Here is a 16,170-nt window from a genome sequence, read left to right as displayed (position 1 = left end):
GCTAGTTGCAGTCGCGGCCCGCGCGGAGCAGGCCGTACGTGACCGCCTGTTCCAGGGCCTGCCAGGAGGCGTCGATGATGTTCTCGGCCACCCCGACCGTGGCCCACTCGGCCGTCTCGTCGCTGGAGGTGATGAGGACCCGGGTGATGGCGTCGGTGCCGTGGGTGCCTTCGAGGATGCGGACCTTGTAGTCGACCAGCTCCAGCTTGGCCAGCTCGGGGTAGAGCTTCTCCAGCGCCTGGCGGACGGCCTTGTCGAGGGCGTTGACGGGGCCGTTGCCCTCGCCGGTGGCCACGATGCGCTCGCCCTTGGCGTGCAGCTTGACCGTGGCCTCGCTGACCAGCTCGCCGCCCTTGGTGCGCTCGACGATCACGCGCCAGGACTCGACCTCGAAGTGGCGCTTGCGCTCCCCGTGCACGGTGTCGCGCAGCAGCAGCTCGAACGAGGCGTCGGCGGCCTCGAAGGTGAAGCCCCTGGACTCCAGGTCCTTGACCCGGTCGACCAGCGACTTGGTGTGCTCGGGGGTCAGCTCGTAGCCGAGCTCGCGGCCCTTGAGCTCCACCGACGCGCGGCCCGCCATGTCGGAGACGAGCATGCGCATGTCGTTGCCCACCTGGGCGGGGTCGATGTGCTGGTAGAGGTTGGGGTCGACCTTGATGGCGCTGGCGTGCAGCCCGGCCTTGTGGGCGAAGGCGGACATGCCGACGTAGGGCGCGTGGGAGTTGGGGGTGACGTTGGTGACCTCGGTGATCGCGTGGGCGATGCGGGTCATCTCGGCCAGCGACTCCTGCGGCACGAGCTCGAAGCCGCGCTTGAGCTGGAGGTTGGCCACGACCGTGAAGAGGTTGGCGTTGCCGGAGCGCTCGCCGTAGCCGTTGGCGCAGCCCTGGACGTGGGTGGCGCCGGCCTTGACGGCCGCCAGGGTGTTGGCCACGGCGCAGCCGGTGTCGTCGTGGCAGTGGATGCCGACGCGGGCGCTGGTGCGTACGGCGTCCTGGACGATCTCGGCGAGCTCGTCGGGGAGCATGCCGCCGTTGGTGTCGCACAGGGCGATGACGTCGGCGCCTGCCTCGGCGGCGGTTTTGATTACCTCCAGCGCGTAGGCTGGGTTGGACTTGTAGCCGTCGAAGAAGTGCTCGGCGTCGAGGAAGACTCGCTGTCCCTCCGCACGAAGGTGAGAGACCGTGTCGCGGATCATCGCGAGGTTCTCCTGGAGAGTCGTGCGGAGGGCCAGCTCCACGTGCCGGTCGTGACTCTTGGCGACAAGGGTCACGACCGGCGCGCCGGATTCGCGCAAGGCGGCCACCAGAGGGTCGTCGGCGGCCTGCACACCTGCCCGGCGGGTCGCGCCGAACGCGGCTAGTTGCGCGTGCTTCAGGTCGAGCTCTGTTCGAGCGCGCCTGAAGAACTCCGTGTCCTTGGGGTTGGCGCCCGGCCAGCCCCCTTCGATGAACCCGACTCCCAGACCGTCCAGGTGGCGCGCGACGGCGAGTTTGTCGGCGACGGTGAGGTTGAGCCCCTCCTGTTGTGCGCCGTCCCGCAGCGTCGTGTCGTATACGTGGAAGCGGTCGTCGGCCATGAGTCTCTCTTCTCCGCGGAAGTCGGGTATGCGTTCGGGAAAACAAAAAGACCCCTCACGGACGTGAGAGGTCTGCGCGCTGGCGGTGTCCCTGCGTCAGCCAGCGCGCCTGCCGATAATGAGCAGACCGTAGAACATGGTGCCGTCCAGTCTGCCATACGCATTCACCATTCGGCACACCGGTCTCACCACATGGGACACCGCAGCTCACACCTGCACGCCGACGCCTCCGGTCACGAGGCGCTCCAGCGCGGCGGGGTCGAACGCCTCGTTGCCCAGCATCTGGCCGTCGAGCACCACGGTCGGCGTGCCCTGCAGCGGGATCTTGGCCGTCTCCGCCAGGTGCGCCTCGGCGTACGTCTGCGACGTGACGCAGGAGTCCACCGACGCGCCCGCCTTGCGCGCGGCCCTGGTCAGCTCCTCGACGGTGAAGCCGGACGCCGTGCCGTGCGGCGCGGGCTGCATGGCGTACACCTCGTCCCTGAACGCCAGCCAGTTCGCCGCCGGGACGCAGCGGGCGGCCGCGGCGGCGCGGATGGAGTTGGAGCGCATGGGCTCGTCCCCGAAGATCGTCACGGTGTGGAAGACGACCTTGACCTTGCCCTCCTGCGCGAGTTTCCTGATCGTGGCGTCTACCTTGGAGTGCATGTCCTTGCAGACGGGACAGTCGAAGTCCTCGTACACGTCCAGCACGGGAGCGTCGCTCCCCAGGTCGGCCAGGACCATCGAGCCGTCCGCCTGCCGGGTGAGCGTCACCTCACCGGACGACGACGCGCCCGCCTGGGAGAACGCCAGCACCCCGAGTACGGCGATCGCCACGCACGCCAGCGCGACCGCCATCAACCGCTTCTTCATCAGCCCACTCTCACCTCATTGATCGCGCAGACCCTACCCGAAACGGAGCAAATGGCCGCATGAAGGCATACCTCCTCGACGCCGCCGTAGCGCGGTACGTGTCCGAGCACACCACAGCCCCCGACCCCCTGCTGGCAGCGCTGGAGCGGGAGACCGCCGAGGTCGCGGGCGAGGACGCGACCATGCAGATCTCCTTCGACCAGGGCCGGCTGCTCACCATGATCACGCAGCTCATGGCGCCGCGGGTGGCCGTGGAGGTGGGAACGTTCACCGGATATTCGTCCATCTGCATCGCGCGCGGGCTGTCCGGCGGCACGCTGCACTGCTTCGACGTGAGCGAGAAGTGGACGTCCATCGCCCGCCGCTACTGGCACGAGGCGGGCCTCGACGATCGGGTGACGCTCACGATCGGGCCGGCCGCGGACACGCTCACCGCCTTCGACCAGCAGATCGACCTGGCCTTCCTGGACGCCGACAAGCAGAACTACCCGGTCTACTACGAGCTGCTGATGGACCGGCTGCGGCCGGGCGGGCTGATCCTGGCGGACAACACCCTGCGGCGGGGCTGGGTGGCCGATCCCGCGCACGACGAGCCGACGACCGTGCAGATGCGGCAGTTCAACGATCTGGTGATGGAGGATCCCCGGGTGACCGTCGTGATGCTGCCCGTGGCCGACGGGATGACGCTGATCAGAAAGAACTAGCGCCGCACGCCCTGTATTCACACACCCGTTCCGGCATACGCTCTGTCACTCCGCCGCCAGAAAGGACGGAGTGCATGGCCGTGCCCCTCGAAGAGCGATTCCGTACCGTGCGTGAATTGCACCCCGAATATCGGGTGGAAACGGTGAGCGGCCGGATCGTGGTCAACGAGGCGGGCACCTGGCAGCACAACACGTGCATGTTCCGGGTGCTGCGCGGGCTGCTCGCCCCGGCGGTCGAGCGGGGCTGGCAGATCTGGCCGAACATCACCGTCTACCTGGGCCGTCAGGCCGATCGGTACGTGCCGGACCTGACGGTGGTGCCCCGGGCGCCGCGGTTGCACAAGGATTACGCGGTGCACGGGGATTCGACGCTGCTGCTCGTCGACATCGTTTCTTCGGGCAGTTCCTACGACGACCTCTACGTCAAGCCGCGCAGTTACTCGCCGGCCGGGGTGCCGCTCTATCTGGTGGTCGATCCGGCGCAGCGGACGGTGCGGCTCTTCAGCGAGCCGGGTGGCCGCGCATACGGCCGGGAAACGGTCGCGACGCTCACCGAGCCGCTGTTCCTGCCGGCGCCGTGGGAATTGTCGCTGAATACCGGGGAATGGTGGTGAGCCCTGCCGGGAGGGCTCACCACCGGCCGGTTCAGCCGATCTTGTGGATCCAGTTGTGGGTGTCGGGGCGGGCGCCGTACTGGATGCCGACGAGCTCCTCGCGCACCCGCATCGTCACCGGGCCCGGCGTGCCGTCGGCCACGGTCCAGGAGCGGTCGGCGCCCTTGACCGTGCCGACCGGCGTCACCACGGCCGCCGTGCCGCACGCGAACACCTCGGTGAGGTCGCCGGACGCGCTCGCCTCCTGCCACTCGTCCACCGTGATGAGCCGCTCCTCCGTCTCCAGCCCCAGATCGCCGGCCAGCTCCAGGATCGACTCGCGGGTGATGCCGGGCAGCAGGGTGCCGGTGAGGGCGGGCGTGACGAGCTTGTCGCCGAAGACGAAGAACAGGTTCATCCCGCCCATCTCCTCGACGTACCGGTGCTCCTGCGCGTCCAGCCACACGACCTGGTCGCAGCCGTTCTCCACCGCCTGCCGCTGCGCCACGAACGCCGCGGCGTAGTTGCCGCCGCACTTGGCGAAGCCGGTGCCGCCGGGGGCGGCGCGGGTGTACTCGGTGGACAGCCAGACGGAGACGGGCTTGACGCCACCGGTGAAGTACGAGGCGGCCGGCGAGGCGATGACCATGTACTTGTAGGTCTTCGACGGGTAGTTGACCCCGAGCCCCGCCTGGGTGGCGATCATGAAGGGGCGCAGGTAGAGGCTGTGCCCCTCGGTGGTGGGCACCCACTCCTTGTCGGTCTGGACGAGCAGCTCCAGCGACTCGACGAACGTCTCCTCCGGCAGCTCGGGCATGGCCATGCGCGCGGCCGAGCGGTTGAAGCGGCCGGCGTTGGCGTACGGGCGGAAGGTGACGATCGAGCCGCCGATCTGCCGGTAGGCCTTCAGGCCCTCGAACAGCTCCTGCGCGTAGTGGAAGACCGAGGTGGCGGGGTCGAGCGAGAGCGGACCGTACGGCATGAGCCTGGCGTCGTGCCAGCCCTCGCCCTCGGTGTAGTCGATCGAGATCATGTGATCGGTGAACGTCTGCCCGAATCCGGGGTTCGCCAGTACCTGCTCCCGCTCGGCTGCGGTGCGAGCGTGGTCGGATAGCTGCACGTCGAAGCTGAGCTTCTGAGCGATGGTCATGACGGCGGTCCTTCTCTCTACGGTCTACCGAAATCTACCGGAATCCGGTCACCCCTCCGGGAGCTGTCGCGCTCCCGGGGGGCGGTCCGTACTTCCTATTGTCTCGCTATATGGGATGGCAAGCGGTTGATGGGGTGGTTGGTCCGATTACCGCCGTGGCCTGGGTACACGAAAACGCGCCCGGCAGTCCTCCTCGGACCGCCAGGCGCGTACGGGGCTAGGCGGTCCTAGCCGGATACTCGCGCGGTGATGTCGTCGCCGATCTCGCTGGTGCTGCGGCTTGCCCCGCGCCCGGCGATGTCGTCGGCGACCGCCCGCTCGACCCTGGCCGCCTCGTCGTGCAGGCCGAGGTGGTCGAGGAGCATGGAGACGGACAGGATCGTCGCGGTGGGGTCGGCCTTGCCCTGGCCGGCGATGTCGGGGGCGCTGCCGTGCACCGGCTCGAACATGCTGGGCGCCGCGCCCTCCGGGTTGATGTTGCCGCTGGCCGCCAGGCCGATGCCGCCGGCGATGGCCGCGCCGAGGTCGGTGATGATGTCGCCGAACAGGTTGTCGGTGACGACCACGTCGAAGCGCTCGGGCTGGGTCACGAAGAACATCGAGGCCGCGTCGATGTGGCAGTAGTCGGTGGTGACCTCCGGGTACTCCTCGGCCACGCGGTTGACCGTGCGCTGCCACAGGTCGCCGGCGAAGGTGAGCACGTTCGTCTTGTGGACGAGGGTCAGCTTCCTGCGCGGCCGGGACTTGGCCTTCTCGAACGCGTAACGCACCACGCGCTCGACGCCGTGGGCGGTGTTGAGCGACTCCTGGGTGGCGATCTCGTGCGGCGTGCCGCGCCGCATGACGCCGCCCGTGCCGGCGTAGAGGCCCTCGGTGCCCTCACGCACGACGATCATGTCGATGTTCTCCGTCGGCGTGTCGGCCAGGGGGGTCGCCACGCCGGGGAACAGCTTGACCGGCCGCAGGTTGACGTAGTGGTCGAAGGCGAAGCGGAGTCGCAGCAGGAGGTCGCGCTCGAGGATGCCGGGCGGCACGCTGGGGTCGCCGATGGCGCCGAGCAGGATCGCGTCGTAGCCGCGCAGCTCGTCGAGCACCGAGTCGGGGAGAGTCTCGCCGGTACGGTGGTAGCGTGCGGCTCCCAGGTCGTAGTGCGTGGGCTCGATCTTCGTGCCTACTGCCTCCAGGACCTTGAGCCCTTCGGCGACGACCTCGGTGCCGATGCCATCCCCAGGGATGACGGCCAGGCGGATGTTACGCGACTCCATGACGGCAACCATACCGGCTCGTCTCGTCTGACGAACACACCATCTCATTTTCCGGACGTCCGGTTTGGGGGGATTGCGACCTTTTGACCGTTTCGTTAGAGTCCGTCGAGCCTAATCCACGCAGCCGCTGCGTGGAGCCGGGGACCCACTTTCCCCCAGGGGCGAATCGGCGGTCATCGCCGTAGGGCTGTCTTCCAGGCCCGAGCCCGTCAGCTAACCCGGTCGGCCGCATGGAAGGACAGTGCTCTGTCTCGCACCGCCATCGTCCTGGCAGCAGCTTCTGCCGGACTCATCCTGGCCACCCCCGCCGCCCAGGCGGCCACCGGCGACGAGGTCGCCGCCCGGTCCGCCACCGACAAGGACACCACCACCCTCACCGGCGCCGAGATCCGGCGCATCAGGCAGGCCCAGGCGCCCAGACCCGCCTGGAAGATCGCCCTCGACTTCGCCATGAACAAGCGCGGCATCCCGTACGTCTGGGGCGGAACCAGCGATCGAGGGTACGACTGCTCGGGGCTCATGCTTCGGGCGTACGAGAAGGCGGGGATCGACCTGCCGAGAACGGCCCGCGAGCAGTACGGGGCCTTCTCCAGGAAGATCTCCTGGAACGATCTAAGACCCGGCGACCTGGTGTTCTTCAGCAACCTGGGCCACGTCGGGATGATCTCCAAGCCCGGCCACATGGTGCACGCGCCGCGGTCGGGCGACGTGGTGAAGGAGGAGAAGCTCTCCGACTGGCGCAGGCAGGCCTTCGTCGGTGCCGTCCGGCCGGACCCCAAGGGCGTGCGCCAGTGGGCCGAACAGCTCGAACAGCGCCGCGAATCCGTACCCGCCGACGTGACCGCCACCCTCTGAGAAGCCCGAGCGGCCCCGCTTTCCCCCGCGGGGCCGCTCGCCCTCCTCAGCAGGCGGTCAGGGCACGATCGGGGCGGCGAGGTGCGCCACGAAGCACGGGTTCGGGTAGTCGTCGGCGAAGTCCTTCGGCTCGCCCCGATAGTCGCCCCGGATCTCGACGTGCACCGGGTCGAAGATCTTCGGGCAGGGCACGTCCGGCCGGTACCTGATCCGGTCCAGGTCGCCGCCGAACTCGTCCAGCCTGTCGCAGGCGGCGACGGGGTCGGGGTGGACGCCGCCTTCCGGACGGCAGGTCAGGAACCACTGCGTGGTGCTGCCGCCGTGGTAGGTGGTGATGCGCAGGTAGGACTCCTGCGCGTGGGCGGGGACGGCGAGCAGCGCCGCGACGGTCAGAGCGGGCAGGGCTACGGTCGCGGCGCGACGGATCACGCTCAGGGAAGCGCGCATGGGGGAACCTCCTGCAGGGATGAATACGTAGAGCGACGCTATCAACACTCTTCGTATCCAGAAGGGCAGGTGTTGGTACCACGGGCGTAGCGTGTCGGATATGTCATCCGAGAAGGTGCACCTGACCGGGGAGAAGGCGACGCTCCTGGCCACCCTGTACGGCAGAGCGCTCGACGCGACCTCCCCGCACCCGATACTCGGCGACCGGATGGCGGCGGAGGCGATCGAGCGGATCGACCAGGCCATCCATCCGGGGCTGCGCTGCCTGGAGGCGGTGAGCGCGTTCGACATCGACGGCTTCGATCGCCTGTCGGCCGTGCACCGGACGGTGGCCTCGATCATCAAGCTCGTGCCCGCGCTACGGCGGACAGCCGTCTTCTACCGGCTCGAATTCTGAGGGGCGCCGCCGTTGTCGCGGCGGTCCAGCGCGGTCTGCAGGGCCTCGGCGGCCTCGTCCTGCTGCTCTTCGGTGCGGTTCCAGGCGTACATGTCGTACATGTGACTCAGCTCATTTCGCGGACGCGTTCCAGTGGGAAGCCGGACTCCGGTCGCGAATCCGACCGGGCCTGATCTCGTGGTCCGGGTCACGGACCGGACGAATGGGACTTACTGGCCGACACAACGCCGCACTCCGCGGCGGGTCGTCGACCTGCCCTAACAGGCCCCGCCGCGGCAGGCAATGAGTACGAACACCTGGCGCATTAGCAGCCACAGTACCCGAGGATCTGCTCGGAAGTCCTAGTATCTTGCATGCTGAGACACAAAGGGCCGCCACCCGGACGGGTGACGGCCCTTGCGCGAGATCCGGGAGGTCAGTCCTCCAGGTCCACCGAGCGGCCGCTCTCGGCGCCGATCTCGGACCCGATCTGCTCGACGACCTCGGCGGGGATGGCGGAGTCGACGGTCAGCGCGATGAGCGCCTTGCCGCCCTTGACGTCACGGGCCACCTGCATCGAGGCGATGTTGATGCTGTGCTCGCCCAGGAGCCTGCCCACCACGCCGACGATGCCGGGGCGGTCGGTGTAGGTGTAGAAGCACAGGTGGGCCGTCGGCTCGATCTCCATCTCGTAGCCGTTGACCTCGACGATCTTGGTGATCTGCCGGGGGCCGGAGAGCGTGCCGGAGACCGACACGGTGCGGCCGTCGGCGAGCACGCCGCGCACGGTCACCACGTTGCGCCAGTCGGGGCTCTCGGAGCTGGTGACCAGCTCGACGGTGATGCCGCGGTCCTTGGCCAGCAGCGGCGCGTTGACGTAGGTGACCTGCTCCTCGACCACGTCGGCGAAGACGCCCTTGAGCGCGGCCAGCTCGATCACCCGCACGTCCTGGGCGGCGATCTCGCCGCGCACCTCGACGTCGAGCTTGGTGGCCACCTCGCCGGCCAGCGCGGTGAAGACGCGGCCGAGCTTCTCGGCCAGCGGCAGGCCCGGCTTGACGTCCTCGGCCACGGCGCCGCCCTGGACGTTGACCGCGTCCGGCACGAACTCGCCCGCCAGCGCCAGCTTCACGCTCCGCGCGACCTGGGTGCCGGCCTTCTCCTGGGCCTCGTGCGTGGAGGCGCCGAGGTGCGGCGTGACGACGACCTGGTCCAGCTCGAACAGCGGGCTGTCGGTGCACGGCTCCTTGGAGAAGACGTCCAGGCCGGCTCCCGCGACCCGGCCCTCCTTGATCGCCGAGTAGAGCGCGCTCTCGTCCACGATGCCGCCGCGGGCCACGTTGACGATGCGGACGCTCGGCTTGACCTGGTGCAGCTCCTTGTCACCGATGAGCCCGATCGTCTCCTTGGACTTGGGCAGGTGCACGGTGATGAAGTCGGCCTGCTTGAGCACCTCTTCGAGGCTGACCAGCTTGACGCCCATCTGCGCGGCGCGGGCCGCCGGCAGGTAGGGGTCGTAGGCGATCAGCTCGACGCCGAACGGCTGCAGGCGCTGCGCCACGAGCTGACCGATCTTGCCCAGGCCGAGGATGCCGATGACCTTCTCGTCGAGCTCGACACCGGTGTACTTCGACCGCTTCCACTCGCCGTTCTTCAGCGCGGCGTGGGCCTGGGCCGTGTTGCGCGCGCTGGCCAGGATGAGGGCGATCGTCTGCTCGGCGGCGCTGGTGATGTTGGAGGTCGGGGCGTTCACGACCATGACACCGGCCTTGGTGGCCGCCTCGACGTCGACGTTGTCGAGCCCGACGCCGGCGCGGGCGACCACGCGCAGCTTGGGGGCCGCGGCGATGGCCTCGGCGTCGACCTGGGTGGCGGAGCGCACGATGAGCGCGTCCACGTCGGCGAGAGCGGGCAGGAACTGGGAACGGTCGGCGCCGTCGGTGTGGCGGACCTCGAAATCAGCACCGAGCACGGCGAGGCCAGCCTCGGACAGCTCCTCTGCGACCAGAACGACGGGCTTGTTCACGTCTGTGCATCCTTAAGGCACGGCGGAGGGGGGTCACCGTCCACGGAACCCCCCAGCGGTCCCACAGAGTGTATCCGCAGCTTGTGAACGTATTCACGAGGGGCCAGCATGTGAGACGGAACGCGGCGTACCCAGCTCGCGGCAAACTCATCCACTCCGCTCACATCTTTGTCTTGATCGGGAGATTTATTCGCCATTAGCCTGATAAGCCGTGGCCGACTACCTATGGTTCGTCATATGAGCATCGGGAATCCTGCGCTTGCCGACGTGCTCGCACAGCATGGCACGCCCCATCGCCTGCTGGGCGCTCTTGCCGACGGTGGAGTCCTGGTGGCAGTGCGACCAGATCGTTCCGTCGTCCTGGGGACGACACAGGCCGGTGACCGGGTCCTGCTCGGATACACCAGCCCAGCGACCTATGCCAGACACCGCGGCAGCCATTCCCTGTCGGCCTGCGACGCCGACACCATCCTGGACATCCAGCGCGTCACCGGGGTGCGCGAGATCGTCATCGACGCGGCCGGACCAGCCGCCGCGGCCGTGCCCATCGACGATCTCCAGCACTTCATGACCACGACACGCACCGGGCCCACGCCCGTCCTGTCGGGGGCGGTTCCCGCCGCCTACGCCACGGGCGCGATGGCCACCGTGTCGAGGGGTGCCGCGCTGGCCCAGGTGGCCCCGCCGAGCCCGCACGCCCCCTCGCTGCCCTGGGTGCCCGCGCCCCGGCCGCACCTGTCGGGGCCGATGCAGCAGGTGGATCCGGGATACCGCCGGTGCACGCACCCGATCCTGCCCGCGCTGCGGCAGGCGATCGCGTACCTGCTCATGGACTTCCCGCTCGTGCACCACGTCTGGATCTCCGAGGCCGGCACCGCGTCCGGGGCGACGGGGATCATGCTGCACGTGAAGGTGCACATGTCGGCCGCCGAGGACGTCGTGCGCGACCTGCACCGCCTGGTACGCGCCCGGCTGCCGCAGTTCGCCGCCTCCGGGGCGCCGATCCTGATGGCCAGGGTGGCCGACGCGCGCAGCGAGCGCCGCATGATCGAGATCGGCGCGCACGTCGTCTGCGCCAACGTCTCGGACTAGGCCCGTGGCGGAGGGCCCGGGAAAACTGGGCCCTCCCAAACAATCCCTCGCTCGGTTCTAATGAGGGGATGATCACACCGGCGGTGGGCACGGCCAGCGTTCCGAAGGGCGTGCGCCTCGGCTACGGGGTGGGCTCGTTCTGCACGGCCACCTTCAACGGCGTGCCCGGGCTGCTGCTGCTGTTCTACATGACGAACTTCCTGGCCGTGCCCGCGTGGCTGGCCGGTGTCGTGGTCACCGCGCCGAAGGTCTGGGACCTGATCATCAACCCCCTGGTCGGGCGCTGGTCCGACCGGACGGTCTCGCGCTGGGGGCCGCGCCGGCCCTGGCTGCTGGCCGGGGCGTGCACGCTGCCGATCACGTTCTTCCTGGTGTTCGCGGGGCCGCCGCTGACCGGGGTGCCGGCGGCGCTGTACGTGGGGGCGTGCTTCCTGGCCGCGGCGACGGCGTACGCGCTGTTCGAGGTGCCGTACAAGGCGATGCCCGGCGAGATGACCAACGACTACCACGAGCGCACGTCGCTGCTGCAGTGGCGGATGGTGTTCATCGGCGCGGCCACCGCCATCAGCGGCATCCTCGCGCCGGTCCTGGCCACGAGCGAGGGCGGGGACGGCACGCTGGGCAGCTACCGGCTGATGGCGATCACGATCGCGGGCATCCTGCTCCTCGCCATGCTCGGCTCGTTCTTCGGCACCGCCCGCGCCCCCATGACCGGCGCCCCGGAGCCGGACCGCGGCGGGTGGCGCGAGCAGTTCGCCGCGATCAGGGGCAACCCGGCGTTCCTGTGGCTGACGGTGCTGGCCTGCGTGCAGATGCTGGCCGTCAGCATGATGCTGGCCGCCGCGCCCTACTTCGCCACGTACACGCTGGGCTCGGCCGCGGCCACGCAGACGCTCTTCGCCGTGCTGGTCGGCCCGATCCTGCTCACGATGCCGCTGTGGGTGCGGGTGGCCAGGCGCCTCGACAAGCGCGGCGCGATGATCCTGGCGATCCTGCTGTTCGGCGGCGGCACGACGGCCGCCATGGCCACGCCGCTGTTCGGCCCGCTGTGGGCGCACCTGACGATCCTGCTGGTCGGCGTCGGGTACGCCGGGCTGCAGCTCATGCAGTTCTCCATGCTCGCGGACGTGATCGCGGCGGACGCGGTCACCACCGGCAAGCGGCGGGCCGGGGTGCTGACCGGGCTGTGGACGGCCATCGAGAGCGGGTTCAGCTCGTTCGGCGCGCTGATCTTCGGCATCATCCTGACGATCGGCGGCTTCATCGAGTCCGACCCCAGCACGCCCGTGCAGCAGCCGGACAGCGCGGTGACCGCGGTCCTGATCGGTCAGACCGCGATCCCCGCACTGATCATCTTCGCTTCGGCGCTGATCACGCTGAAGTACCGGCTCACGCCACCCGCCGCGCCAGCTCCATCCTCGTCCGGGTGAACAGGCCCGCGAGCAGGGCCGCCAGCAGCGGCAGCCCCAGAACGACCGTGGCCAGGAACGCCCACGGCACCACGATCGGGCTGCCGCCGAGCCATTGCGGGGCCATGGACTGCGACAGAGCTCCTCCCGTCACCACTCCGGCGACGAGCCCGATGCCGGCGCCGAGCCCGGCGATGTAGCCGGCCTGGGCTGCCACCACCAGCCTGCGGGTCGCCGGCCTGCCGCCCACGGCCGACAGGGTGTCGAGATCGCGGCGCATGTCGGCGACGGCCAGCCCCGTAGCGGCGAACGTGCCGCCGAGCACCAGGACCACCGCGGCCACCAGGGCCGCCGACAGGAGGACCGTCAGCCTCTCGCCCCTGGAGTCCTCGGCCAGCACCGCGAAGGCGCTGCGCGCCACCGCCTGCAGGTCGCGGCCGAAACGCTGCGCCTCCCGGTGGTCGGTCACGGCAAGCTCCGCGTCGAACGAGGTGGACTGGGCGTAGACGCGCCGCTCGACCGCCTTGACCCCGGCCGCCGCCAGTGCCGAGGCGGGCAACACGACGCCACCCTGCTCTGCCTGGGCCGCCCGTGCCAGCACGGCCGGTACGGGGACCGTCGCCCTGCCGCTCTCCCCGCCGTCAAGCCTCTGCACCGTCACGCTGACGGCGCCGTCGCTGATCAGCCGGGGGTCGAACACCACCGCCTTGCCGGCCGCCAGGGCGGTCGCCGCCTGCGGATCCGGCCGCTCCTGGAACAGCGCGAGCAGCCGATCGTCCCCGATCGGTACGTCGTAATAGAGCACGCCGTACACGGCGCACGCACCGGGGCAGTCCTGAGACGGCGCCTGCACCATCGTCTCCATGCTCGCCCCGGTGCCGTCCACGGCCACCAGCCCTGGTACGAGGCGCGCACCCGGCAGCTTCTCCTGAGTGACGGCACGCACCTTGGACCAGGCCGCCTCGTCGGCGGCGTGCGCGCTCACCGTCAAGGTGCCCGGCGGGACCGTCAGCCGGTTCAGGCCCTGCTCGTTGGCGTACACGCTGGTGTAGGCGATGCCGACGGTGACCGCGCCCATCGTGGCGGCCATGACGGCGGCGACCGCCGAGACGGTGCGGGCCCGGTGCCGGGTGGCGTCGCGCACCGACAGGCGCGCCGGCAGCGGCAGGCGCGCGGCCAGGAGGCCGGTGCGCCGGACGAGCCAGGGCATCAGCACGATCAGCCCGAACAGGACCACGGTGGACGCCGTCACCACGGCCAGCTCGCTCCGGGACGACAGGTAGATCGCCGCCGCCACGCCGAGCACCAGCAGCGCGAGCCCGAGCAGCGGACGGGCGCCGCGCTCACGTACCTCGTCAGGGCGGCCTGCGAGCACCCGCGCCGGGCTCTGCCGCGCGGCCTGGATCGCCGGGGCCACGGCCGCCACCAGCGCGCTGACCAGGCCGAGCGCGGCAACGGCGACCACCTGCGCCCAGGGCACGTCGACCGGGCCGCTGCGCCAGTCCAGCATTCTGGCCGCGATCGACTCGGCCACCGCCCCCGCGCCGATGCCCAGCACGGTGCCGAGCAGGGCCGCCACGCCGCCCAGGAGCAGCCCGTCGGCCAGCACGATCGTGCGCAGGTGAGCCGGCGACCCGCCCTGCGCGGCGATGGTGGCCAGCTCCCGCCTGCGCCGTCGCAGCCCGACGGCGAGCGCGGGACCGGCCAGGAGAACCGTCTCGGTGACGACGAGGAGCACGCCGATGGCCATCCAGAGCCACTCTTCACTCTGCGTGTGCAGGTAGGGGTGGTTCTCCGCGCGCGGGCTCTCGATCACCGCGCGGGAGGCCACGCGGAGCCCCGCCTGGTTCAGCTCGCGCACCTTCTCCCAGGTGACCGGGGCCGGGGCGTCGAGCAGCCAGCCATCGCCCTGCGGGTCCGTCTTGTCCGGCAACACCGACGCGTAGGGGCCGACCACCTCCAGGACGCCCGGCCTGGTCGGGTTCTCCACGACGCCGACCACGCGCTTCGGCTCGCCCCGCCGGGTGAGCTGGAGCTCGCCACCGACGCTCACGCCGCGGCCCAGCAGCGCGGGCGTGACCGCGATCTCCTCCTGCGAGGCCGGGAGCCGGCCTTCGGCCAGCGTCCTGATGCCTGCGCTGAGCCGGTCGCGCAGGTCGATCTCCAGCAGCTCCACCCGGTCGAAGCCGTCCTGGAGCCGGGCCTCGGTGGAGTAGGCGTAGAAGGGGATCACCCGGCCGCCGGTCAGCGCGGCGACCTCGGCGGTCGTCCATCGAGCCGGCGGGGCGGGCTTGTTCGGGTTCTGGTGGGCGAACCGGCCGGCGGGGTCCTGTTCGACGGGAAGCTTGGTCGCCTGGGAGAAGACGGCCGCGTCGGCCACCGAGCCCAGCCGGGAGGGCAGTTCCTCGCGCACCGTCAGGTCCGTGGTCTCCGACAACGTCAGCAGCGCCGTGATGGCCAGCACCGGCAGGCCGATCATGATCATGACGAGGGCGGTGCGGCCCCTGGCGCGCAGGGCGTCCCTGCGGGAGATGCGCAGCGCGGCGCGCAGGGCGCTCATCGGGAGCTCTCCAGCCGCGCGGCGCTCGGCTCGGCGACGAGCCCGTCGCGCAGGTGGATCACCCGGTCGGCCCAGGCGGCGTAGCGCGGCTCGTGGGTGACGAGCAGCACGGCCGCGCCGGCGTCGCAGCGGGCGCGCAGCAGCTCCAGGATCTCGTCGCCGGTGGCGGTGTCGAGCGCGCCGGTCGGCTCGTCGGCCAGCAGCAGCCGCCGCTCTCCGACCAGCGCCCTGGCGATGGCCACGCGCTGGCGCTGGCCGCCGGACAGCTCCTCGGGGAAGCGGTCGGCGATCTCCTCGACGCCCACCTCCGCCAGCACGGCCAGCGCCTCGGTGCGGGCCTGCCCGGTGCGCACGCCGTCGAGCTCCCTGGGCAGCATCACGTTCTCGGCGGCGGTCAGGGACGGGATCAGGTTCAGGTCCTGGAAGACGTACCCGACGCGGCCCCGCCTGAGCGCGGCCAGGTCCTTGACCCGGGAGAGGTCCTCGCCCTCGATCGTCACCGTCCCGGAGGTGGGCAGATCGAGGCCGCCGGCCAGGTTGAGCAGCGTGGACTTGCCCGACCCCGACGGCCCCATGACCGCGACCAGCTCGCCCGCCGATACCTCCAGGCTCACCCCCCTCAGCGCGTGCACCTGCCCGTGCTCGCGGGTGACGTCCCGCAGCTCCACCACACTCATCGGTTCTTCTCCTTGGAAACGGCCTCGCAGTGGTCCAGCCAGCGCTGCTCCGCCTCGGTCTTGAAGATCAACGAATCCAGGACCAGCCGCTGCGCGAGGCCGCCGGTGGCGCCCCGTTTGGCCCTCGTGAGCTCCTGCAGGGCGCGCATGGTGGCGGCGCGCTGCGTGTGGATGACCTCGGCGACGTCCACGCCGCCCGCCACGGCCATCGCGATCTTGATCGCGAGCTCGTCCCGGGGCCGGTCGGTCTGGGCGACGGGGGTGCTGAACCATCGCCCCAGCTCCTCCCGACCGGCCTCGGTGATCGTGTAGACCGCGCGGCCCTGCTCGTCGGCGCCGCCGGGCGCGACGAGCCCGTCGCGTTCCAGGCGGGAGAGCGTCGTGTAGACCTGGCCGATGTTCAGCGGCCAGGTCGCCCCCGTGGACGCCTCGAACTCCACCCGCAGCTGATAGCCGTACCGCGGTCCGCTACTCAGCAAGGCCAGCAGCCCGTGCCTGATCGACATGGATACTGAGTATGCATACTCAGTATGCCTAGGGCAACCTGATCCGCGTATTCTGGACACAAGCCGAGGTTGAGGC

At 70.2% G+C, this 16,170-nt stretch carries 15 protein-coding genes and 1 riboswitch; of the genes, 6 read left to right on the top strand and 9 right to left on the bottom strand.

Going from position 1 to position 16,170, the window contains the following annotated elements; all coding sequences use genetic code 11:
* Position 1: 1 nt before the first annotated feature.
* Together cimA and AB0I79_RS14920 are read right to left on the bottom strand one after the other, a co-directional pair.
* On the bottom strand, positions 2 to 1,579 hold the full coding sequence (cimA, locus tag AB0I79_RS14925; protein WP_357872264.1) for a citramalate synthase: 1,578 nt from the start codon (positions 1,577 to 1,579) through the stop codon (positions 2 to 4).
* A gap of 207 nt (positions 1,580 to 1,786) precedes the next feature.
* A complete protein-coding gene (locus tag AB0I79_RS14920) occupies positions 1,787 to 2,434 on the bottom strand; it encodes a thioredoxin domain-containing protein (protein WP_357872261.1) in 648 nt (215 codons plus the stop codon).
* A 59-nt stretch (positions 2,435 to 2,493) separates the two neighbouring features.
* Here AB0I79_RS14920 and AB0I79_RS14915 point away from each other — a divergent pair, with 59 nt between their 5' ends.
* Complete coding sequence (locus AB0I79_RS14915; RefSeq protein ID WP_357872258.1) at positions 2,494 to 3,138, top strand: O-methyltransferase; 645 nt, start codon at positions 2,494 to 2,496, stop codon at positions 3,136 to 3,138.
* Between the two features lie 74 nt (positions 3,139 to 3,212).
* A complete protein-coding gene (locus tag AB0I79_RS14910; protein ID WP_357872255.1) occupies positions 3,213 to 3,752 on the top strand; it encodes a Uma2 family endonuclease in 540 nt (179 codons plus the stop codon).
* 31 nt (positions 3,753 to 3,783) lie between these two features.
* Here the strand turns inward: AB0I79_RS14910 and AB0I79_RS14905 are convergent, their stop codons facing one another.
* A complete protein-coding gene (locus AB0I79_RS14905) occupies positions 3,784 to 4,881 on the bottom strand; it encodes a branched-chain amino acid aminotransferase (protein WP_357872253.1) in 1,098 nt (365 codons plus the stop codon).
* Between the two features lie 227 nt (positions 4,882 to 5,108).
* A complete protein-coding gene (locus AB0I79_RS14900) occupies positions 5,109 to 6,146 on the bottom strand; it encodes a 3-isopropylmalate dehydrogenase (RefSeq protein WP_357872250.1) in 1,038 nt (345 codons plus the stop codon).
* Positions 6,147 to 6,244: 98 nt separating this feature from the next.
* A riboswitch (cyclic di-AMP (ydaO/yuaA leader) is annotated at positions 6,245 to 6,389 on the top strand.
* A gap of 207 nt (positions 6,390 to 6,596) precedes the next feature.
* On the opposite strand from AB0I79_RS14900, the gene AB0I79_RS14895 reads away from it, so the two are divergent.
* On the top strand, positions 6,597 to 7,001 hold the full coding sequence (locus AB0I79_RS14895) for a C40 family peptidase (RefSeq protein WP_357872247.1): 405 nt from the start codon (positions 6,597 to 6,599) through the stop codon (positions 6,999 to 7,001).
* Positions 7,002 to 7,058: 57 nt separating this feature from the next.
* Here the strand turns inward: AB0I79_RS14895 and AB0I79_RS14890 are convergent, their stop codons facing one another.
* Positions 7,059 to 7,448 (bottom strand): SSI family serine proteinase inhibitor, encoded by a 390-nt coding sequence (locus tag AB0I79_RS14890; protein WP_357872244.1) that lies wholly within the window; start codon positions 7,446 to 7,448, stop codon positions 7,059 to 7,061.
* Between the two features lie 100 nt (positions 7,449 to 7,548).
* Between AB0I79_RS14890 and AB0I79_RS14885 the strand changes: the two genes are divergently transcribed.
* Complete coding sequence (locus AB0I79_RS14885; RefSeq protein WP_357872241.1) at positions 7,549 to 7,845, top strand: hypothetical protein; 297 nt, start codon at positions 7,549 to 7,551, stop codon at positions 7,843 to 7,845.
* Positions 7,846 to 8,260: 415 nt separating this feature from the next.
* On the opposite strand, the gene serA is transcribed toward AB0I79_RS14885, so the two are convergent.
* Positions 8,261 to 9,850: a phosphoglycerate dehydrogenase gene (gene serA, locus AB0I79_RS14880; RefSeq protein ID WP_357872238.1), complete on the bottom strand. Its 1,590-nt coding sequence runs from the start codon at positions 9,848 to 9,850 to the stop codon at positions 8,261 to 8,263.
* A gap of 330 nt (positions 9,851 to 10,180) precedes the next feature.
* On the opposite strand from serA, the gene AB0I79_RS14875 reads away from it, so the two are divergent.
* Together AB0I79_RS14875 and AB0I79_RS14870 are read left to right on the top strand one after the other, a co-directional pair.
* Entirely contained in the window at positions 10,181 to 10,942 is a 762-nt protein-coding gene (locus AB0I79_RS14875) for a hypothetical protein (RefSeq protein WP_357872235.1), read from the top strand.
* A gap of 68 nt (positions 10,943 to 11,010) precedes the next feature.
* On the top strand, positions 11,011 to 12,372 hold the full coding sequence (locus AB0I79_RS14870) for an MFS transporter (protein WP_357872233.1): 1,362 nt from the start codon (positions 11,011 to 11,013) through the stop codon (positions 12,370 to 12,372).
* Here AB0I79_RS14870 and AB0I79_RS14865 read toward each other — a convergent pair.
* Genes AB0I79_RS14865 through AB0I79_RS14855 form a run of 3 tightly spaced genes read right to left on the bottom strand, consistent with a single transcriptional unit; the run spans position 12,332 to position 16,094 of the window.
* The gene (locus tag AB0I79_RS14865) at positions 12,332 to 14,911 is read right to left on the bottom strand and encodes an FtsX-like permease family protein (protein ID WP_357872231.1); all 2,580 of its coding nucleotides are present in this window, start codon (positions 14,909 to 14,911) and stop codon (positions 12,332 to 12,334) included. The genes AB0I79_RS14870 and AB0I79_RS14865 overlap by 41 nt on opposite strands.
* The gene (locus AB0I79_RS14860) at positions 14,908 to 15,588 is read right to left on the bottom strand and encodes an ABC transporter ATP-binding protein (RefSeq protein WP_357872228.1); all 681 of its coding nucleotides are present in this window, start codon (positions 15,586 to 15,588) and stop codon (positions 14,908 to 14,910) included. The genes AB0I79_RS14865 and AB0I79_RS14860 overlap by 4 nt, the downstream gene beginning before the upstream one ends.
* Positions 15,585 to 16,094 carry a PadR family transcriptional regulator gene (locus AB0I79_RS14855; protein WP_357872225.1) on the bottom strand — a complete coding sequence of 170 codons (510 nt, stop codon included), beginning with the start codon at positions 16,092 to 16,094 and terminating at the stop codon, positions 15,585 to 15,587. Before AB0I79_RS14855 ends, AB0I79_RS14860 begins: the two co-directional genes overlap by 4 nt.
* Between the last annotated feature and the right edge of the window lie 76 nt (positions 16,095 to 16,170).

The sequence above is a fragment of the Nonomuraea sp. NPDC050202 genome (assembly GCF_040656115.1).
In the GTDB taxonomy this organism is placed as follows: domain Bacteria; phylum Actinomycetota; class Actinomycetes; order Streptosporangiales; family Streptosporangiaceae; genus Nonomuraea.
The sequence above is the reverse complement of the archived record's forward strand: the minus strand, read 5'-3'. Positions and strand labels throughout refer to the sequence as shown.

Coding starts and splice junctions, on each gene's coding strand:
- AB0I79_RS14920 (WP_357872261.1), bottom strand. CDS start 2,434: ATGAAGAAGCGGTTGATGGCGGTCGCGCTGGCGTGCGTGGCGATCGCC.
- AB0I79_RS14870 (WP_357872233.1), top strand. CDS start 11,011: ATGATCACACCGGCGGTGGGCACGGCCAGCGTTCCGAAGGGCGTGCGC.
- cimA (WP_357872264.1), bottom strand. CDS start 1,579: ATGGCCGACGACCGCTTCCACGTATACGACACGACGCTGCGGGACGGC.
- AB0I79_RS14895 (WP_357872247.1), top strand. CDS start 6,597: ATGAACAAGCGCGGCATCCCGTACGTCTGGGGCGGAACCAGCGATCGA.
- AB0I79_RS14915 (WP_357872258.1), top strand. CDS start 2,494: ATGAAGGCATACCTCCTCGACGCCGCCGTAGCGCGGTACGTGTCCGAG.
- AB0I79_RS14900 (WP_357872250.1), bottom strand. CDS start 6,146: ATGGAGTCGCGTAACATCCGCCTGGCCGTCATCCCTGGGGATGGCATC.
- AB0I79_RS14905 (WP_357872253.1), bottom strand. CDS start 4,881: ATGACCATCGCTCAGAAGCTCAGCTTCGACGTGCAGCTATCCGACCAC.
- AB0I79_RS14885 (WP_357872241.1), top strand. CDS start 7,549: ATGTCATCCGAGAAGGTGCACCTGACCGGGGAGAAGGCGACGCTCCTG.
- AB0I79_RS14860 (WP_357872228.1), bottom strand. CDS start 15,588: ATGAGTGTGGTGGAGCTGCGGGACGTCACCCGCGAGCACGGGCAGGTG.
- AB0I79_RS14890 (WP_357872244.1), bottom strand. CDS start 7,448: ATGCGCGCTTCCCTGAGCGTGATCCGTCGCGCCGCGACCGTAGCCCTG.
- AB0I79_RS14855 (WP_357872225.1), bottom strand. CDS start 16,094: ATGTCGATCAGGCACGGGCTGCTGGCCTTGCTGAGTAGCGGACCGCGG.
- AB0I79_RS14865 (WP_357872231.1), bottom strand. CDS start 14,911: ATGAGCGCCCTGCGCGCCGCGCTGCGCATCTCCCGCAGGGACGCCCTG.
- AB0I79_RS14910 (WP_357872255.1), top strand. CDS start 3,213: ATGGCCGTGCCCCTCGAAGAGCGATTCCGTACCGTGCGTGAATTGCAC.